This is a genomic window from candidate division KSB1 bacterium, from assembly GCA_024655945.1.
Classification (GTDB): Bacteria; Zhuqueibacterota; Zhuqueibacteria; order JANLFK01; family Oleimicrobiaceae; genus Oleimicrobium.
In genome coordinates, this window is the sequence record JANLFK010000004.1 from 272,328 (window position 1) to 291,562 (window position 19,235).

The following is a 19,235-nucleotide window of genomic DNA, read 5'->3' on the forward strand; positions in this document are numbered from 1 at the left end:
GGATGTGCGCGCCGCGGTGCCCACCGAGGGCTGCAGGGCAGGTTGACCTGCATTTGCACTCGACGTTTTCGGACGGCTTGTACACGCCGCGCGGTCTTGTGGAGCTGGCTGCGGCTGTCGGGCTTGAGGCGATCAGCGTCACGGACCACGACACGGTGGAGGGATGCCAAGAGGCCGCTGCAGCCGGGGGGGAGTTGCACGTGGAGGTGATCCCCGGCGTGGAACTCAGCACCGTGGAAAGGGGCATGGAGCTCCACGTGCTGGGCTACTTCTTTGACCCGACCGACCCGCAAATGAATCAACATCTGCGGCTCTTTCGCGAGGAGCGCGTGAAGCGGGCGGGCAAGATGGTAGAGCTTTTGCGCGGGATGGGCTGCCCGGTGTCGTTGGACGACGTGATGCGGCGGAGCGCCAAGGGCAGCGTCGGCCGCCCCCACGTCGCTCAGGCCATGGTGGAGTGCGGGTTTGTGACCTCGGTGGGCGAGGCCTTCTCGCTGTACTTAGGGGGAGACCGTCCGGCCTATGTGCCCAAATACAAGATGGCCACCTCTGAGGCGCTTGCCCTGATCAGCGCTGCCGGCGGAGTCTCATTTTTGGCTCATCCGGGGTGGAATGTGCCGGATAGTCTCATCCTCACCCTGGCCAAGCATGGGTTGCACGGGGTGGAAACTGTGCACCCACGGCATGCTCCCGGCGATGTCTATCACTATCGTGTCCTGGTAAGCACCCACGGCCTTCTGGAAACAGGCGGTTCTGACTATCACGGCGCCCCGCACGAAGCGCCGCTTGGCACCTACGTGGTGCCCCGTTCTGCGCTGGAGAGGATGCGCGAATTCGCGTTCTCCGCGGTGCGTAACGGCGGGGCGTAGCCCAACGAAGAGGCGAGAACTTGCCCAGTGAGTTGTCGGCAAAAGGCTCAAGTTCCGTTTGCGAAGTGACCTGCGTGGATGGCCCATCTACGCTGTCCGGCATGTTTCCGCCAGGCACGAACCTGTTGCGCGCCCTGGTGGAGATGGGGAGCGAGATCGAAGCGCCGTGTGGAGGCACGGGAACCTGCGGCAAGTGCCGCGTGCGGGTGAGCGGTGCAGTGAGCGACCCCACCCAGGAGGAGCGGGCCTTGCTCGACCCGGATGAACTGCGCGCCGGTATGCGCTTGGCCTGCCAGACCAGCATTTACGGCTCTTGCCGGGTTGCGCCGCCCGATACACACGCCTTGACCGCCCCCACTATTCTCACGGAAGGACGGCGCCAAGAGGTGGCCCTGCAGCCCAACGTCCGTGAATTTGGAGTAACCGTACCCCCGCCGGCACTGGATCGCAACCCTGCGGATTTCGAGGAGTTGCTGGGCGCAATGGGCTTTGCCGCCGATGACCTGTCGATGCCGCTGCCAGTGCTGCGTGGGTTGTCCAGCACCTTGCGAGAGGCAGGTTTCTTCGTGCGCGCCCGCCTGGTCGGTGAGGAGATAATCGACCTCTTGCCGGCCACTGAGCGCAGACCCTTGCTCGGCCTGGCGGTGGACATCGGCACCACCACGGTGGCGGGGAAACTCTTCGATCTGCGCACGGGCCATGTGTTAGCAGTGGGCTCGAGGCTCAATGCCCAGCGCGTATTCGGCGAGGACGTCATCAGCCGCATCCAGTACGCCAGCAAGTCGGCGAGCGATTTGCGGGCCTTGCAGGAGCGTGTCATCGCCGTCATCAACGAAATTGTGGTCGAGGTGTGCACCGGGAGGGCGGAGCCGCGCGATATCGCTGAAGTCGTGTGCGCGGGCAACACGGTGATGACACATCTGGCTGCCGGCATCTCTCCACAGTGGCTGGCCCAGTACCCGTACGTCCCTGTGTTCCTGTCACCGCTGAGTTGTCGAGCGAGCGAGATAGGCATTGCCATTCATGAGCTTGGCAGGGTCTTCTTCTTGCCGGGCATTGGGCGCTTCGTCGGTGGCGATACCGTCGGGGTGATCTTGGCGGCGGGACTGGATATGAGCCAGTCCCTCAGGCTTGCCGTGGACGTAGGTACCAACGGCGAGATTGTATTGGGCTCGCGCGACCGGCTCGTAGCCTGCTCCACGGCTGCCGGTCCTGCCTTCGAGGGAGCACACATCGCCCACGGCATGCGCGCCGCAAACGGGGCCATCGACCGCGTTGGTCTGGTGGACGGCGAGATCCGTTGCCACGTCCTGGGCGAAGGCGAGCCGACAGGGATATGCGGGTCTGGGTTGATCGACGCGGTGGCGGTCCTCTTGCGCGCCGGGATTGTGGAACCCAGCGGTCGCCTGGTGGGCGCCGACGAATGCTCAGCCGAATTGCCAGCGACGTTGCGCGGGCGCCTCGAAATGCGAGGCGGAGAACACGCCTTCCTCCTTGCCGGTCAAGTCGCACTGACCCAACGCGACATCCGTGAGGTGCAACTGGCCAAAGGGGCGATTGCCGCAGGTGCGCGTATCCTCATGCGGCAGTTGGGCATTGGGCCACAGCGGCTCGAAGAAGTGCTGCTGGCCGGTGCCTTTGGCAATTTCCTGCGCAGAGACAGCGCCATCCGCCTCGGTTTGCTGCCTCCAGTCCCGCGCCAGCGGGTCAGCTTCATTGGCAACGCCGCCTGCGCAGGAGCAGAGATGGCCCTGCTTTCCACTGTACAGCGGCGGCGAGCCGAGGAAATCGCCCGCCGCGTGGAGTACGTGGAGATCTCGGCATTCCCCGAGTTTCAGGACATCTTCGCCGAAGAGATGATGTTTCCGGCCGGGGAGCCGTCGTGAAGCCCAGGCGTTTGGCACAACGCCTGTCGCGAAAGGGAAAGCCATGGCTCTTGTCCAAGAGAAGATTGCGCAAGCGATAGCCATCCTCCAGGAGCAAGGGGTGGACATGTGGCTGATCTTCGTCCGGGAGAGCGGCACGATGCCCGATCCGTGCCTTGAACTGGTGGTCGGCACCAGCTGTACCTGGCAGTCGGCGTTCATCATTACCACGCGCGGGGATACCCTCGCGCTGGTCGGCAGCCTGGACGTGGCCAATCAGAAGGAGCACGGCTATTATCGGGAGGTCATCGGTTACCAGGAATCCATACGCCCCCACCTGCTGCAGGTGTTGGACAGACTGGCGCCGCGCTCCATTGCCATCAACTTCTCCGAGTCCGATAACATGGCAGATGGCCTGACGCACGGTATGTACCTCCTTCTGCAGAAATACCTCGAAGGGACGCCATACCGGGACAGGCTTCTCTCTTCGGAGCGCATTGTGGCGGCGCTGCGTGGCCGCAAGTCGGCTACCGAGCAGGAGGCAATCGGGCAGGCGGTGGAGCTCACCCTCAGGATGTTCGACGCGGTGGGTGCGCGGCTGCGTCCAGGACTGAGCGAGAAGGAGGTGGCGCAGCTCCTGCTGGATGAAGTGGCCGCACATGGCGTGGAGCTGGCATGGGACCCGGAGATGTGCCCGTCGGTCTTTACCGGGCCGGAATCGGCCGGTGCACACGCTGGCCCTACCGAGCGACGCATCGCCCCCGGTCACCTGATGAACATCGATTTCGGGATCAAGTGCAATGGCTATTGCTCGGACTTGCAGCGGACCTGGTACTTTCTCCGTCCGGGCGAGCGACAGGCGCCCGAGGTGGTCCGCCGCGGCTTCGCGGCAGTGCGCGATGCTATCCAGTTGGCCAGCCAAGCGCTCACGCCGGGGGCAGAATGCTGGACGGTGGACGATGTGGCTCGCCGGCACATCGTGGCCTGTGGCTTCGAGGAGTACCCACATGCGCTTGGGCATCAGATCGGGCGCAAGGCGCACGATGGCGCAGGCATCCTCTGTCCCCGCTGGGAGCGCTACGGCAACAGGCCCTACGAGCTGGTGGAAGAAGGCCAGGTCTACACACTCGAACCACGGGTCACCGTGCCCGACCACGGTGTGGCGACCATTGAGGAAGTCGTCGTGGTACACAAAGATGGATGCACCTTTCTTTCTGCGCCGCAACAGGAGCTCTATCTGGTGCCAGCATAGTGCTGGCGGATGACCGCCATGCGCCGGGAGGGACTAATGGCATTTGCGGTTGGCGTTGACCTTGGCGGCACGAAAATGAGCGCTGGAGTGGTCGACCACCAGGGCCAGCTCGTTGGCGGAATGGTGCACAGGCCCACCGGGGCGAATCGACCTGCCGGGCAGATTGTTAGCGACCTCGCCGGCTTGGCCGAAGAGGCTGTGCAAGCTGCGGGCCTGGCTCTGGAGGAGTTGGCCGGCATAGGCATTGGTGCACCGGGGCCACTGGACCTGGCGCAGGGGGTGGTACTGACGCCGCCGAACATGCCAAGCCTGCACCACTTTCCCCTTGTGGAAGAGGTACAGCGTCGCCTGCGCAAACCCGTTCGGCTGAACAACGACGGCAACTGCTTCGCGCTGGGCGAAGCTCTGCACGGGGCAGGCCAGGGCGCTGGCATTGTCTGTGGCGTGACCTTGGGCACCGGTTTCGGGGGTGGGATCGTGATCGGGGGCAAAGTTTTCAATGGAGCTACGGGCACAGCCGCAGAGCTCTGGCTCTGCCATTACAAGGATGCGCGCTTCGAGGAGTATGGCTCCTCGCGTGGCGTGGCCGCAGCGTATCGGCGCATCACCGGCACCGAGGTGGCGCCGGCAGAGGTCTTTGCGCGGGCGCAGCAAGGCGAGGCTGCCGCCCTGCGGGCTTGGGAGGAGTACGGCGCCGATCTTGGCAGCATGCTCTCCTATGTGGTGAACACGCTGGATCCGGACGTAGTCATTGTCGGCGGATCGGTGAGCGAAGGCTGGGATTTCTTCCATCGCCGTCTCGATGAAGAATTGCGGCGGCACATCAACCCCATGCCGGCGCAGCACGTGGCGGTGCGCAGAGCCGCCCTGGGCAGCGTGGCCGGCATCGTCGGGGCCGCGGCGCTCGTGTGGCAAGACCAGGAGGTGGTGGGGTGATCGTGGAGACGTTCGTGGTCAGTCTCTTTGCCACCAACTGCTACCTCGTTGGCTGTCCAGAGACGAAGAAAGCCGCCCTCATCGACCCGGGTGACGAAGCGGCGCTTCTGCTTGCGGCGGCAGAGCGCCTTGGTCTCACCCTGGAGGTCATTCTGCTGACCCACGGTCACATCGACCATGTGGGGGCAGTAGCAGAGGTGCTCGAGCGAACGAGCTGCAAGGTCTGCGCGCACCGAGATGAGGTGGAGGTGCTGCGAACTCTTGGGCTACAGGCCAGGCTTTTTGGCCTTTCCTTGCCGGATGACGTCAAGGTGGATGTCTGGCTCTCGGAAGGTGATGAGGTCAGACTTGGCAGCCTGGCATTCCGCGTGCTGCACACCCCGGGCCACACGCCGGGCAGCATCTGCTTTTACCACGACGGCGTCGTTTTCTCGGGCGACACCCTGTTTCGGGAATCTGTGGGCCGCACCGATCTCCCCGGCGGGTCGCATCGTAGCCTCCTTGCCTCGATACGCAGCAAGCTGCTGGCCTTGCCAGACGAGGTGCAGGTCTACCCAGGCCATGGCGAGCCCACGACAATTGGCGACGAGCGACGCCTCAACCCCTTCCTGTAGCGGGCCGAGGGCGCGCAGGAAAAAGCGCTTGTTTCTTCACCGCGAATTTGCTATAATTAGGGCGGTTCAAGATCGGTTGCCTCTGGCGGAAGGAGTGAATGGTAGAATCCCGGAAAGTCGGAGATCTGATACACGCAGTGGCGCACCATACTGCGCAGAAGCCCAGGGAGCCCGAGCCTTCGCCCGGCTCCCTTTTCGTTGCAGAACGGCGAACGTGAAACGGAGGCGTGAGGGAGACGATGACAGAGACGCAGGTGGGATTGGCAAAGGCGAAGGTCGTTTTCCGCGAGGATGAATGCAAGGGGTGCGGACTGTGCATTGCTGCATGTCCAGTGAAGGTCCTGTTTGCGCAGGCGAAGCTCAATCGCATGGGCTATCACCCTGCTGGGTACAAAGGGGAGGGCTGCACAGGGTGCGGCATCTGCTTCTACGCCTGTCCAGAGCCGGGGGCGATGGCTGTCTACAAGAAGGGCTACGTGGGGGAGGAGGTAGAGGCCAATGGCTAAGCAGCTCATCAAGGGAAACGAGGCGGTGGTGAAAGGGGCCATCCTGGCCGGGTGTCGCTACTTTTTCGGCTACCCCATCACGCCTGCCTCCGAGATCGCTGAAGCCGCTGCCTACTACATGCCTCTGGTGGGGGGGACCTTCATCCAGGCCGAGAGCGAGGTGGCTTCGATCAACATGGTCTACGGCGCCGCCTCGGGGGGACAGCGCGTGATGACCGCCTCTTCCAGCCCGGGCATCAGTCTCAAGCAGGAGGGGCTGTCGTACGCTGCCGGCGCGGAGCTGCCGCTGGTGGTGGTCAACGTGAATCGCGGCGGGCCTGGCTTGGGGAATATCGCCCCTGAGCAGAGCGACTACAATCAGATGGTGAAGGGCGGAGGCCACGGCAACTACAAGCTCATCGTCCTGGCGCCCAATTCTGCCCAGGAGATGTGTGATCTGGCCATGTTGGCCTTTGAGCTTGCCGACAAATACCGCAATCCGGCGGCGCTGCTGGTGGACGGCTTCATCGGCCAAATGATGGAGCCTGTGGAATTCCCACCGCCGGTCACCGAGTTGCCGGCAAAGGAGTGGGCACTGCACGTGGACGACGATGACCAGTATCGCTTGATCACTTCCATCGAATTGGAGCCGGAAATTCTGGAGCGCCACAACCAGAAGTTGCAGGCCAAGTATGCCGAGATCGAGCGCCAGGAGGTGCGCTACGAGGCCTACCATGTGGACGACGCCCGCCTGGTGGTGGTCGCCTACGGCATCGTTTCCCGAGTGGTACAATCGGCGGTGGATCTTCTTCGAGGGCAAGGGGAGAAGGTGGGCATGCTTCGACCAATCACCCTGTGGCCTTTTCCAAAGGCGGCCCTGGCCGAGCTTGCCGAACGCGTCGACCGTTTGTTGGTGACGGAGCTTTCCAATGGCCAAATGGTCGACGATGTGCGCCTGGCGGTCGTGGGCAGGTGTCCGGTGGAATTCTACTCCCGCATGGGCGGCGTGGTGCCGACCACCGAAGAGGTCCAACAAGTTATCTCGAAATACATTGAGGGCTGATCATGGCGGAGAAAGTACTGCGAAAGGCTGACTCGTTCTATGCGGTCTATGAGCGGAAACCGGGGGCCGACAAGACGACCACCCACTACTGCCCAGGATGTGGCCATGGCATTTTGCACAAGTTGCTCGCAGAGGCTTTGGATGATTTCAATCTCCGCGATCGTGCAATCATGATAAGCCCAGTGGGCTGCAGTGTGTTTGCCTACTACTACTTCCGCACTGGCAACATCCAATGCGCCCATGGGCGTGCCCCCGCCGTGGCGACCGGCATCAAACGTGTGTATCCGCACAGCATCGTGATTAGCTACCAGGGGGATGGCGACTTGGCGGCTATTGGCACTGCCGAGATCATCCATGCGGCCAATCGCGGCGAGCAGATTTCGGTCTTTTTCGTGAACAACGCCATCTACGGAATGACCGGCGGCCAGATGGCTCCCACGACTCTCATTGGGCAAAAGACCACCACCTCGCCCTACGGACGCAAGGCGAGCAATGAGGGGTTCCCCTTGCGGGTCTGCGAACTGCTCTCCACCCTGGAGGCCCCTGTCTACATCGAGCGGGTGGCGTTGACTGATGCCAAGCACATCGCGCAGGCACGACGGGCCGTGCGCAAGGCACTGCAGGTGCAGGCGGAAGGAAAAGGCTTCTCCCTCGTCGAGGTCCTGTCTGCCTGCCCCTCCGGGTGGAAGATGGCACCGACGCAGGCGATCCGCTGGATCCAAGAGCAGATGATGAACTACTTCCCATTGGGCGTGTATAGAGACAAGACGGGCGAAGCAGAGGCGACGCCTTTGGGGCCCCGCCAGTTCGTGCGCGAGGACCTGGCCAAGCTGCTGGAGATTCCAGCTGGGCCGTCTGTCGCAGCGGAGGCCGTGGTCCTTCCTGCCGAGCGCTACCGCAACCCCCGACTCAAGGTGGCTGGGTTCGGTGGCCAGGGGATTCTGCTCCTCGGGCTGGTCCTTGCTGAAGTGGGAATGCGCGCCGGCTACAATGTGTCTTGGATCCCCTCCTACGGCCCGGAGATGCGAGGCGGTACCGCCAACTGCCACGTCAACCTTTCCACGGCGCGCATTGGCTCGCCGGTGGTTTCGGTGCCCACGGTGCTCATTGCCATGAACCTGCCGTCATTGGACAGATTCGAGCCCGAAGTGCAGGCGGGTGGGCTGGTCATCTACGATAGCTCGCTGATTGACCGCACCGTGCAGCGGAGCGACGTCGAAGTGTTGCCCCTGCCGGCAACCAAGATGGCCGATGAGTTGGGTAACACGCGCGTGGCGAATATGGTGGCGCTGGGTGCCTACATCGGTTTCACCGGCATCTTGAGCAAGGAGCAGGTGCTCGCCACCTTGCCCGAGGCGATCAAGAGAAAAGAGCTTCTGGCAATCAATGAGAAGGCGGTAGCAGCTGGGTTCCAGTACGCCCAGGGCTTTAGAAAGCGCAACTAAACGGAGCAACAGATTTCCAGGTGCCACATCGGGCCCAGCGCTGAGGGTTCACGGATGGGGGAGTGCACGAGCATCGCAATCTATCCCCGTCGGCCGATCGTGACGGGGATTTTCGCTATTTCGTGATTGAGAGCATATGGCGGTTGTCCCTCGAGACATACTGCAACAGCGCATTCTGCCGCGGGTGAGCAAGCCGGGACGCTACTTGGGCAACGAAGTGAACGTTGTCCACAAGCCGTTCGACGAGGTAGATCTGCGGGTGGTCCTGGCCTTCCCGGATGTGTACGAGATGGGCATGTCCTACCTCGGCTTCGACATCCTGTACCACCTGCTCAATCGCGAGCCGTGGATAGTGGCAGAGCGGGTGTATGCGCCGTGGGTGGACATGGAGGATGCCCTGCGTCGCCATGCCATTCCACTCTTCTCTCTGGAGTCGAAGCGCAGCCTTGCCGATTTCGATATCATCGGCTTTACCCTGCAGTACGAGCTGCACTACCCGACGGTGCTGAACATGCTCGATCTTGCGGGCATCCCGTTGCGGGCCATGGAAAGGCAGGCTCTGACGCCCCTCGTGCTCGGCGGCGGGCCGTGCGCGTTCAACCCGGAGCCGCTGGCGGAATTCGTGGACGCCTTTCTGATTGGCGACGGCGAGGAGGCAATCTTGGAAATAGCCAGGGTGGTGCTGGCGGCCAAGAGGGAAGGCTTGGACCGCGAACAGGCCCTGTTCTGCTTGGCAGGCGTGCCAGGGGTCTATGTTCCGCGTTTCTACGGGCCCACAGCCAATGGGCAAGGCCGACAGCAGAGCATCCGCCCGTTGCGCAAGGATGTGCCCGAGAAGGTGCGGGCACGCGTCGTGGAGCGCCTGAAGCCTGAGCACTACCCCACGGCGCCTTTGGTGCCGCTGATCGGCATTGCTCACGACCGCCTGACCATCGAGGTGATGCGCGGTTGCACGCGCGGGTGCCGCTTCTGCAACGCGGGATTCATCTACCGGCCGGTGCGGGAGCGCAGCGTGGAGGACATTCTCCACCAAGCCAAGGAAGGGATCGCCCGTTCGGGCTTCGACGAAGTGTCGCTGCTCTCGTTGTCCACCTCGGACTATAGCCAGCTGCGGCCACTTCTGGAAAGGCTCTCGGCAGCTTTCAAGGAGAAGATGGTCAGCATCTCCTTTCCGTCACTGCGGCCGGAGTCCTTCACCAAGGAGATGGCGCAGTTTGCCAGCGGCGTGCGCAGGTCTGGACTGACGCTGGCCCCGGAGGCAGGAACGGCCAGATTGCGAGCCGTGATCAACAAGACGAACACAAACGAGGATCTGCTGCGCGCTGCTGAATTGGCTTTTAGCGAGGGGTGGACGGTCATCAAGCTTTACTTCATGGTGGGCCAGCCCACGGAGACCGACGAGGACCTGCAGGGCATCGCTGCGCTTATCAACGAGGTGGCCAGAATTGCGCGCCGCTATGGCCAGGGCAATAGGGTCAATGTGTCGGTGTCGCCCTTTGTGCCCAAGCCACACACGCCCTTCCAATGGGAGGAGCAAAGCGACCGGGCGACCATGAACGACAAGATCCATCGCGTCTGTGACCTGGTGCGAGCAAAGAACGTGCACATCAGCTGGCGCGATCCCAACGTCGCTTTCGTGGAAGGGATCCTGGCAGGCGGTGACCGTCGGCTGGGCGCGGCCATCGAACAGGCGTGGCGCAACGGGGCGCGCCTGGAAGGGTGGTCAGAGCTGTTCGAGGTGAAGCGCTGGGAGGATGCCTTCGCCCGCACGGGCATCGACCCTGCCTGGTACCTGGGGCCGCGCCCGCTGGACGGGCCTCTGCCCTGGGACCACATCGATAAAGGGGTGAGCAAGCGCTTTCTGGTCGCCGAGCGCTTGAGGGCAGCAAATGCCACCGAGACCAGCGACTGCCGGCTCGATCGCTGTCACGCCTGCGGCCTGATGGAGCACGTGGCGTGCAAGGAGCTCATGGCCCGCGAACAAGTGCCAGGCCCCACGGCTCCCACCCCGGCAACGAGCCTGTACGGCAGGGGTAGAAAGAGGGCCGCGCCAGCCCCGGCGCCGGGAGTGCCCCGCCTGATGCGCATGCGTTACCGCAAGCGCGGCCTGGCACGCTTCCTTTCGCATTTGGATGTGGTGCGGGTGTTCGAGAGGGCATTCGCCCGCGCCGGCATCCAGCTGGCCTATTCGCAAGGCTTCAATCCACGGCCCAAGATCGCCTATGGGCCAGCCTTAGCCGTGGGGCACGAGAGCGAGGCAGAGTATCTGGATTTCCAGTGCCTGGCAGCTCCTCACCCAAACCTTGCCATGCTCCTGGGGGCCCAGCTGCCCGAAGGGTTGGAAGTCATGGAGATCAGACCCTTGTACGGCAAGGGGAGCTCCCTCACCGCACTCATCACCCTGGCCGAGTACGAAGTGACTTTCCTGGATGGCCCTCCCAGGCAGGACCTGGCGCAGAGGGCGGCAGCGCTCTTGGCGGAACCGGCGATTCGCGTGCAGCGGCAAAAGGCGGAAGGTACGGTCGAAGTCGACATAAGACCTTTCCTCCGTCGCATCGAGGTGCGCAAGGATGGCCAGGAGCTCTTCCTGCAGTTGGGCCTGGACAATGGCAAGACGGCGCGCGTGGAGGAAGTGCTGGCAGCCTTGCTGCAGTGCTCTGACCAGGCGCTGCCGCCGATGTCCGTCGTGCGCACCAGGCTGGCGGTCAATTTTGGGGAGGTGAGTCGCACTCCCCTGGAAGTGTAGCGTGCGAAGTGCGCAAGTATTGCATCTTTCCTTGCAACTCAGGATAGGAACATGAAGAAGGACATTGTCATAAACGTCGCCACTAGCGAAACCCGCATCGCGATCCTCGAAGACGGCCGGCTGGTGGAGCTTTTCATCGAGCGCCCGGAAAACGAGCGCATGGTGGGGGATATCTACATCGGGCGGGTCGTCAACGTCGTGAAAGGGATGGACGCTGCCTTTGTGGATATCGGTCTGCCCCAAGACGCCTTTCTCCACTTCTCCGACGTGGGAGAGACCATCCGCGCGTACGATTCGGTCATCGAGGTCAGGCAGAGGGGCAGGGAGCGGCGTCGCTCCTACCGCGGCCCGACCATTCGCGAGGGACAGGAGCTGCTGGTGCAGGTGACCAAAGAGCCCATCGGCAGCAAAGGCGCGCGCGTCACCACCGAGCTCTCCTTGCCGGGCAGGTTTTTAGTGCTCGTCCCCGACGACCCCATGATCGGCGTGTCGCGCAAGATTGCCAATGTGCGCGAGCGCAATCGCCTGAAAAAGGTTGCCAAGCGCATCTGTCCGGAAGGCTTCGGCCTCATTGTGCGCACGGTTGCCGAGGGCAAGAGCGAGGAGGTGCTGCGCAACGACCTGGAGAACCTGCTGTCCTCGTGGGAGAAACTGAACCAGAAGGCAAAACGTACCAGCCCGCCGGCCCTGGTGCATAAGGATGTGGGCATGGCCTCTAGCGTCATTCGTGACCTGTTCACCAGCGACATCAACAGCCTGGTCATCGACTCCAAGAAGCTGTACAAGGAGATTGTGGCCTACCTTCGGGATGTCGCCCCCACGCTGGTGAATCGTGTCCAGCTGTACACCAAGAGCGAACCGGTCTTTGATGCCTACAACATAGAATCCGAGATCGAGAAGAGCATCGCCCGCAAGGTGTGGCTGAAGAGCGGCGGCTACATCATCATCGACCACACCGAGGCGATGGTGGTCATCGACGTTAACAGCGGCAAGTTCTTGGGCAAACGGGACCATGAGCAGAACATCCTCAAAATCAACCTCGAGGCGGCCAGGGAGATCGCCCGGCAGCTGCGCCTCCGTGACCTTGGTGGTCTCATTGTCATCGATTTCATCGACATGACTGACGAGAAGCACAAGCAGCGGCTGTACCAGGAGTTTTTGCAGGAGTTGAAGAAGGACCGGGCGCAGGTGAACGTGGCGCCCATCAGCGAGTTCGGGCTGGTGGAGATGACCCGCGAGCGCATCCGTCCCAGTCTGCTCTATGCGTTGAGCGAGCCTTGTCCGACCTGTGAAGGGACCGGGCGGGTCACCTCCAAGACCACCGTGGCCACTCGCATCGAGCGCTGGCTGAAGCGCTTCCGCTCGCAGAGCCGTCTCCGCCGCCTGGATCTGCGCGTCCACCCCGAGATGGCCGACTTTCTGGAGAGCGGCCTCGTGAGCAAGATTAGGCAGCTAATGTGGCGCTTCCGGGTGCACATTGCCGTGGTGCCGGAGCCCAAGCTGCCCATGAACGAGTTCCGGGTTATCTCCAAGAAGACCAACGCGGACATCACCGACACATTTAAAGCTTGACAAAGAGGCGGTGATTTGCTATATTTAGCCCGCTTTTTGCCACAGCCAAGAACGACGGAGGTCGCATTTCATGTACGCAATTGTGGACATAGCAGGCAAGCAGTTCCGGGTGGAGCAAGGTGCCGAAATCATCGCCCCGAAGGTTGATGCCGAGGTAGGCGCCACCCTGGACTTTGGTCAGGTCTACCTTCTGGCCGACCAGGGGCAGGTGCGCGTGGGCACACCGACTATCGAAGGGGCAACCGTGCAGGCGACAGTGGTTGCACACGGTCGTGGTCCCAAGATCATCGTCTTCAAGAAGAAGCGCCGCAAAGGCTACAAGGTCAAGAAGGGGCATCGGCAGCACTACACCCGGCTGAAGATTGAGAAGATCCTTGCCGCGTGAGCGGCTGTTGACCGTGAGGAGGTTGAGAGCATGGCACACAAGAAAGGTGTTGGCAGTTCCAGAAACGGCCGCGACAGCAATCCCCAGATGCTGGGCGTCAAGCGCTTCGATGGCCAGTTGGTGACTGCCGGAAGCATTTTGGTCCGCCAGCGCGGCACGCACATCCATCCGGGGGCCAATGTGGGCATTGGCAAAGACAACACCCTTTTTGCGCTGGTAGACGGCAGAGTCAAGTTCGAGCGTCGCGGCAGAGACAGGAAAGTGGTCAGCGTGTACGCTTGAACGATGCAGGGCAGAGGAGTGAAGGTGGGTTCCTGAGGATGTGGGCCCACCTTTTTGTTTGCTCAAGATTGCAGTCGCAAAGAGAGGAGGGACCTGACCATGAACATTACCTGGCTCGGGCATGATGCCTTCCTGTTCGAGACGGCCAAAGGGGTCAAAGTCCTCAGCGACCCTTATGTGGCTGGCTCCTACGACGGAGCAGTCGGCTACAAGCCGATCACTGAGGTGGTGGACGTGGTCTTTGTGAGCCATGCCAGCCACCCTGACCACGCGGGGCACAAGAACCTCCCCGGGGCGCCAGAAGTGGTACTGGGCGCTGGCCGCCATGAGGCGAAAGGGATCACCTTCAAGGGGGTGGCCACCTTTCACGACAAGTCCGGCGGCAAAGAGCGCGGCCACAATACCGTGTTCGTGATGGAGGCAGATGAGCTGCGTATCTGCCACTGCGGTGACCTTGGCCACACGCTCGCGCCTGCGCAAGTGCAGGAGATCGGCGCCGTGGACATCCTCTTTGTGCCAGTCGGGGGATTTTTCACCATAGACCATCGCGAAGCATGGGAGGTGGTCGAGGCACTCAAGCCGAAGATCGTGGTGCCCATGCACTACAAGACCGATGTGCTGGGCTTCCCCTTGGACAAAGTCGATGAGTTCCTGAAAGGCAAACGGAACGTGGAGCGCATCAAGGGCAGCAGCTTCGAGGTCAGCAAAGAGACCCTGCCCAAGGAGAGGAAGATCGTGGTCATCGAGGAGCATCTGCTATGAGAGACGTGCACGTCAACGACATTGTGAAGACGGTAGCGGAGCTCTGCATCGCCGCCAATTATCAGCTGGATGAGGATGTTATCGAGAGCTTCAAGCGCTTTCGGGAGAAGGAAGAGTCGCCTACCGCCCGGGCGATTTTGGACCAGCTCATCGAAAATGCCGCCATTGCCCGCGAAGGCCAGTTTCCCATGTGCCAGGATACCGGCTTCGCCGTCCTCTTCGTGGAGATCGGTCAAGACGTGCACGTTGTCGGCGGCGACCTTTGGGCAGCGCTCAACGAAGGTGTGCGCAAGGGGTACGGAGAGGGCTATCTGCGCAAGTCCATAGTCGGCGATCCGCTGCGTCGGGTGAACACCAAGGACAACACCCCGCCGGTGGTGTGGACGGAAATTGTGCCGGGTGACAAGATTACCATCACCGTTGCCCCCAAAGGGGGAGGCAGCGAGAACATGAGTGAGGTGCGCATGCTCCGCCCGGCCGATGGCCTGGAGGGGGTGAAGAACTTTGTCGTGGACCGGGTGAGTCGCTCTGGAGGCAACCCCTGTCCGCCGGTGATCGTCGGCGTGGGCATTGGTGGCACCTTCGAAAAGTGCGCATGGTTGGCCAAGAAGGCGTTGCTGCGGCCCATTGGCCAGCGCCACCCGGACCCTTTTTATGCCGAAATGGAGGTTGAGCTCTTAGAGCGCATCAACAGGTTAGGCATCGGACCGCAAGGGCTTGGCGGCCGGACCACTGCGCTTGATGTGCATGTGGAAGTGTACCCGTGCCACATCGCTTCGCTGCCGGCCGCGGTGAACACGCAATGCCATGCCGCCCGGCACAAGACGGCGGTCATCTGAGCGCCTGCAACGTACACCATGAACGCGTGAGGGAGTCAACCATGGCAGATGCAATCAGGATCACCACGCCGCTGACCGACGAGCAAGTGGAAAAGCTGCGCGTGGGCGACAGTGTGTTGATTACCGGTGTCATCTACACGGGGCGAGACGCGGCGCACAAGCGTTTGGTCGACCTGCTGGCCGAGGGCAAACCGCTGCCCATCGACGTGAAGGGGCAGCTCATCTACTACGTGGGGCCATCACCGGCCAGGCCGGGCATGCCGATTGGTTCGGCGGGGCCCACCACCAGCTATCGCATGGACCCCTACGCGCCAACGCTGATCCGACAGGGACTGAAGGGCATGATCGGCAAGGGGGAGATGGGGCCGGAGGTGGCCGAGGCACTGCGCACGCACAAGGCAGTCTATTTTGCCGCAGTCGGGGGTGCAGCCGCCCTGATCGCCAAGTCGATCCTCAAGTCGGAAGTCGTTGCCTACGAGGACCTGGGCGCCGAGGCCATCCAGCGGTTGGAGGTGCGTGACTTTCCCGCCATCGTGGCCCAGGACTGCCACGGTGGCAACATCTACAAAGAGGGGCGGGCGAAGTACGAGGTGAAGTGACCTGCAGAGTCAGCTGGTTTTGGGCAAGACTACATAACATACGGGACAGTCCGGAGGCAGCGGTAGTGGGGTCAGTTGTCCGAGCCAACAGAGGTAGGGTTCATGGAGCAGAACGAGGTCTCGATTGCTTTTGAGATCGTCCTCGAGGAACTCGACAGCGCAATTGCCGCGATCAATCGAGAAGGCGCGCGCGCCTTTGAGGGCGGCAGGTACGATGCCGCCAGGGAACTGATGGAGAAGGGGTCGCAAATGACGGCTCTTCGCTCTAAGGTCAGCGAACTGCAACGAGAATGGCTTGCTATCTCTTCCGCCGTCAAGGCTTCCAGGCGAGCCCGGAGGAGCCGAAAAGTGGCTGAGAGACTGAAGCGTGGCCTGAGAACGCCTGAAAGTGAGTTTCGCCTGCCGATTCTCGAGAGCTTGGTAGAGCTTGGGGGCTCTGCCTCAATGGCGGAAGTTCTCGACAGAGTGGAGTCGAAAATCGCCCACCGCTTGAAGGCTTACGATCACCAGCCGCTTCCCTCTGATCCCGGGCAGATCCGCTGGCGCAATACCGCCCGGTGGGCCCGTAACTCTATAGTGAGGGAAGGCCTCCTCGCTTCCGACTCGCCAAGGGGAATGTGGGAGATCACTAGTGCGGGCAGAAGATGGCTGGCTGCGTCAGCTGAGCGGCTATGAGCGAGGGCGTCGTGCCGCCAGCTCTAGTGTTAGAGCGTTGCGCGTCGAGGTTGTAGGAAGGGGTGCCGTCACAATTGTGCACGGGGTGGCTTATGCCAAAACTTAGCGAGATCAGACTGGAGCGACATGAGTTCATTAAGCTCAATAGCATCCCCTGGTTCGCAGAGGACGCCAACCATCCGGGGCTAGCGGCAGGAGGGACGTACCTTCTCAGCGGCCCACCAGGGGGCGGCAAGACCACGTTAGCTCTGCAGATAGCTACCGACTTCGCTAGCACGGGGCACAAGGTCCTATATCTCGCGCTTGAACAGTCCCCGTCCGATATCAAGCACAAGATCGAGAGTCAGATATTCGCTCACCGCCGCGGAAACGACCCCGAGGCAGTTAGGTCAACCAGTTGGCTGGATGGTCTCGAGAAAACGCGAGAGCACATTAAGAGACACCAATTGCTAGAACAGGCTGAGAAGAGGGTTGGAGAAAACCTCGCCATCGATGCGTCAGTGAGTGGGATGGAGGGACTTCCGGACTTCCTTGCCCGCCACGTCTTGGGTCAGAAGGCACCTTATGCGGGAGTCGACCTTGTGGTAGTTGACTCCCTTCAGGGGTTAGGGACGGCCCCTACCTCGTCAAAGCCCTATCAACGTCTCTTCGAGTTCAATCGCTGGGCTAAGGAACATGGGTTTACCGTCCTTCTCATCGGTCACATCACGAAGGGCGGGGCTATCGCGGGGCCCCGGAGCCTTGAGCACAACGTCGACTGCGTGCTCTACCTGCGCAAAGCAATGAGGCTGCGCCCCCTCTTCGTCCCAAAGAACCGTTTTGGGCCAGAGCGGCATGAGCCACTTACTTTGGTCATGACCAACGACGGCTGCCTGGAGAAGTCTAAGCACGTCACGGCCAAAGCAAGTCAAGCCTTCGGTTTCCTGCCGGGCAGTCCAGGAGACCTTATCGAGGTACAGGCCCTGGTGAAGCTACCCAAATACGGCGATCGCCCCGGAATCAAGGCTCCCTATCTACCTCGTCAGAAATTGACCCAACTTGTGGGCATTGTCAGCGCTATGCACGACATTGACATCTCGGACCTTACCTTCGAAATCAATTGTGCCCTGCCTGGTGGCAGACCATACCACGTGACTCTCGACCTGCCTCTGGCTATGAGCATGCTGTCCTCGTATTTCCAGAGAGAAATACCTCTTGGCACCTTGTTTGTCGGTGAGCTGGACCTGTTCCAGAAGATCCGCCCCGTCTCCCCGGCGTTTTGCCAAGCGCTCAGCCGCACGCTCGTTCCGGGCGAACAATCCCCACTGGCCCACTGTGTGGAGCGCTTGTTCATCGCTGCCGAGAACGCACAGGAGGTAGGTCAATCTCTGGCTCAAAATGGGGTAGTCATCAATGTGACAGGTGTGGGTACCCTTGACGAAGTTATTCGGACCATTTGGCCAGACGTCGTTGAATCAACTGGAGAGGCTGAATAGATCTCCGCAGCTTCGCCCCCACACCATTCTGGCAGTGCACTCCTGCAAGGAGGACTCCCCGCAGCGGGAAGCGCTTTGCAAACCCCAATCGCAAGAGTCCTGAGGCAGCCTTACAGTCTCATCGCCCTCTCCCCCCGCCGCAACGTGAGCAGCACCATCTCCGGTGGACAGTTGAAGCGCGCAAAGACCGAGCCGGAGCCCACGCCCGTGCTGGTGAAGCCCAGCATGCCATCGTAGCGCCAGAAGCCGCGATGCAAGGCCATGGGGGCGCGCATGTTCTTGACCAAGGAACCGATCCCCGGGAGCAGCACTTGCCCGCCGTGCGTGTGGCCGCACAGGTAGAGAGCCACCCCCGCCCTGGCCGCCTCGGCATAGGCCTCCGGGGAATGGGCAAGGAGGATGGTGAACTCGCCGGACGGCACAGACTTCATGGCCACGGCCACATCGTGCGCCCGGTAGAGATGTGGGTCATCGACACCGCCGAGCCAGAGGCGCTCCCCCTGGCGGACGACCGCATGTGCGCGGTTGTCGAGGACGTGCACGCCAAGAGCGGCCAGTTCGGCGATGAGTTGGGCGCTGTCGTGGTTGCCGCGCACCGCGAAAATCCCCTCGTGGGCGTTGATGGCCTGAACGATGGGTCTCAAGAGCTCTAGCGCAGGCCGGTGGTCTCCGAGGATGCGTCGGCGGAAGTCGCCCGCAAGGCAAGCCACGTCCACCTCCAAGCCGCCCAGCCTCTCCAGCACCACCTGCGGCAGGTCCGGATCCTGGTCAATGTGGAGATCGGACATGAGGAGCAAGCGGAAGCCGGCGAAAGGAACCGGCAGAGAGGGAAAAGCCAGCTCCTCGTGCCGGAGGCGCACGTCCAGCGCGTTTCTTCGGCCCTGCTCCTGCAGCCGCAACAGCGGGAGAATCACCCTGCCTGGGTGCAAGGATGCCTTCAGGTCTTCAAGCCAAAGTGCTAACCTGCCAGGCCGGCCGCTTGCCAACGTTCTTCGCTCCCGGCTACTTGGACAGAAGCAGGCGGATGGCCGTGTAGACCAGGAAGATGCCCAGCCCCTTCTTGGCGTACACCGCCGGCAGGTTGGCGATGAGTGTGGCCCCGATCACCGCGCCGACTATGCCGCCAATGCCAGCCGGAAGGGCGATGTGGGAATCGACGTTGTGGAGGGTAAAGTGCCGCAGCGCACCTGCTATGGAGATGGGGATGATGACGGCCAAAGAAGTGCCGATGGCCACGTGCGTCTCTACCTTCATGAAAAGGACCATCACCGGCACCATGAGCACCCCGCCCCCGATGCCAAAAGCACCCCCAAGAATCCCCGCGGTCATTCCTAAGAGCGCAAAGTAAAGGTTCTGCATACCGGTCTCTTG

At 61.9% G+C, this 19,235-nt stretch carries 19 protein-coding genes; 17 read left to right on the forward strand and 2 right to left on the reverse strand.

All coding sequences use genetic code 11. The features are described 5' to 3' along the window. The first annotated feature begins 53 nt into the window (after nucleotides 1-53). From NUW13_07745 to NUW13_07825, 17 genes are all read left to right on the forward strand, one after another. Nucleotides 54-869: a PHP domain-containing protein gene (locus NUW13_07745; protein ID MCR4438917.1), complete on the forward strand. Its 816-nt coding sequence runs from the start codon at nucleotides 54-56 to the stop codon at nucleotides 867-869. Between the two features lie 74 nt (nucleotides 870-943). Further along, nucleotides 944-2,755 carry an ASKHA domain-containing protein gene (locus tag NUW13_07750; protein MCR4438918.1) on the forward strand — a complete coding sequence of 604 codons (1,812 nt, stop codon included), beginning with the start codon at nucleotides 944-946 and terminating at the stop codon, nucleotides 2,753-2,755. A gap of 43 nt (nucleotides 2,756-2,798) precedes the next feature. Next, nucleotides 2,799-3,986 (forward strand): Xaa-Pro peptidase family protein, encoded by a 1,188-nt coding sequence (locus tag NUW13_07755; protein MCR4438919.1) that lies wholly within the window; start codon nucleotides 2,799-2,801, stop codon nucleotides 3,984-3,986. A gap of 36 nt (nucleotides 3,987-4,022) precedes the next feature. After that, nucleotides 4,023-4,922 carry an ROK family protein gene (locus NUW13_07760; protein ID MCR4438920.1) on the forward strand — a complete coding sequence of 300 codons (900 nt, stop codon included), beginning with the start codon at nucleotides 4,023-4,025 and terminating at the stop codon, nucleotides 4,920-4,922. Then, the gene (locus NUW13_07765) at nucleotides 4,919-5,536 is read left to right on the forward strand and encodes an MBL fold metallo-hydrolase (protein ID MCR4438921.1); all 618 of its coding nucleotides are present in this window, start codon (nucleotides 4,919-4,921) and stop codon (nucleotides 5,534-5,536) included. The genes NUW13_07760 and NUW13_07765 overlap by 4 nt, the downstream gene beginning before the upstream one ends. Before the next feature lie 239 nt (nucleotides 5,537-5,775). After that, nucleotides 5,776-6,042, forward strand: coding sequence for a 4Fe-4S dicluster domain-containing protein (locus NUW13_07770; protein ID MCR4438922.1), 267 nt, complete (start codon nucleotides 5,776-5,778; stop codon nucleotides 6,040-6,042). Next, on the forward strand, nucleotides 6,035-7,084 hold the full coding sequence (locus NUW13_07775) for a 3-methyl-2-oxobutanoate dehydrogenase subunit VorB (protein ID MCR4438923.1): 1,050 nt from the start codon (nucleotides 6,035-6,037) through the stop codon (nucleotides 7,082-7,084). Before NUW13_07770 ends, NUW13_07775 begins: the two co-directional genes overlap by 8 nt. A 2-nt stretch (nucleotides 7,085-7,086) precedes the next feature. Next, nucleotides 7,087-8,529: a 2-oxoacid:acceptor oxidoreductase family protein gene (locus NUW13_07780; protein ID MCR4438924.1), complete on the forward strand. Its 1,443-nt coding sequence runs from the start codon at nucleotides 7,087-7,089 to the stop codon at nucleotides 8,527-8,529. Between the two features lie 136 nt (nucleotides 8,530-8,665). Next, nucleotides 8,666-11,275 carry a TIGR03960 family B12-binding radical SAM protein gene (locus tag NUW13_07785; protein ID MCR4438925.1) on the forward strand — a complete coding sequence of 870 codons (2,610 nt, stop codon included), beginning with the start codon at nucleotides 8,666-8,668 and terminating at the stop codon, nucleotides 11,273-11,275. 51 nt (nucleotides 11,276-11,326) lie between these two features. After that, nucleotides 11,327-12,847: an Rne/Rng family ribonuclease gene (locus tag NUW13_07790; GenBank protein MCR4438926.1), complete on the forward strand. Its 1,521-nt coding sequence runs from the start codon at nucleotides 11,327-11,329 to the stop codon at nucleotides 12,845-12,847. 70 nt (nucleotides 12,848-12,917) lie between these two features. Beyond that, complete coding sequence (rplU, locus tag NUW13_07795; protein MCR4438927.1) at nucleotides 12,918-13,232, forward strand: 50S ribosomal protein L21; 315 nt, start codon at nucleotides 12,918-12,920, stop codon at nucleotides 13,230-13,232. Nucleotides 13,233-13,262: 30 nt separating this feature from the next. Continuing rightward, complete coding sequence (gene rpmA / locus NUW13_07800; protein ID MCR4438928.1) at nucleotides 13,263-13,514, forward strand: 50S ribosomal protein L27; 252 nt, start codon at nucleotides 13,263-13,265, stop codon at nucleotides 13,512-13,514. A 99-nt stretch (nucleotides 13,515-13,613) separates the two neighbouring features. After that, entirely contained in the window at nucleotides 13,614-14,276 is a 663-nt protein-coding gene (locus NUW13_07805; GenBank protein MCR4438929.1) for an MBL fold metallo-hydrolase, read from the forward strand. Then, nucleotides 14,273-15,115, forward strand: coding sequence for a fumarate hydratase (locus NUW13_07810; protein MCR4438930.1), 843 nt, complete (start codon nucleotides 14,273-14,275; stop codon nucleotides 15,113-15,115). The genes NUW13_07805 and NUW13_07810 overlap by 4 nt, the downstream gene beginning before the upstream one ends. A gap of 41 nt (nucleotides 15,116-15,156) precedes the next feature. Beyond that, nucleotides 15,157-15,714 carry a Fe-S-containing hydro-lyase gene (locus NUW13_07815; GenBank protein MCR4438931.1) on the forward strand — a complete coding sequence of 186 codons (558 nt, stop codon included), beginning with the start codon at nucleotides 15,157-15,159 and terminating at the stop codon, nucleotides 15,712-15,714. A 102-nt stretch (nucleotides 15,715-15,816) separates the two neighbouring features. Then, nucleotides 15,817-16,389: a winged helix-turn-helix domain-containing protein gene (locus NUW13_07820; protein ID MCR4438932.1), complete on the forward strand. Its 573-nt coding sequence runs from the start codon at nucleotides 15,817-15,819 to the stop codon at nucleotides 16,387-16,389. Between the two features lie 92 nt (nucleotides 16,390-16,481). Further along, a complete protein-coding gene (locus NUW13_07825; GenBank protein MCR4438933.1) occupies nucleotides 16,482-17,864 on the forward strand; it encodes an AAA family ATPase in 1,383 nt (460 codons plus the stop codon). A 110-nt stretch (nucleotides 17,865-17,974) separates the two neighbouring features. On the opposite strand, the gene NUW13_07830 is transcribed toward NUW13_07825, so the two are convergent. Both NUW13_07830 and NUW13_07835 read right to left on the reverse strand, forming a co-directional pair. After that, entirely contained in the window at nucleotides 17,975-18,850 is an 876-nt protein-coding gene (locus NUW13_07830) for a metallophosphoesterase family protein (GenBank protein MCR4438934.1), read from the reverse strand. Nucleotides 18,851-18,866: 16 nt separating this feature from the next. Beyond that, the gene (locus tag NUW13_07835; protein ID MCR4438935.1) at nucleotides 18,867-19,223 is read right to left on the reverse strand and encodes a sulfite exporter TauE/SafE family protein; all 357 of its coding nucleotides are present in this window, start codon (nucleotides 19,221-19,223) and stop codon (nucleotides 18,867-18,869) included. Nucleotides 19,224-19,235: the final 12 nt, after the last annotated feature.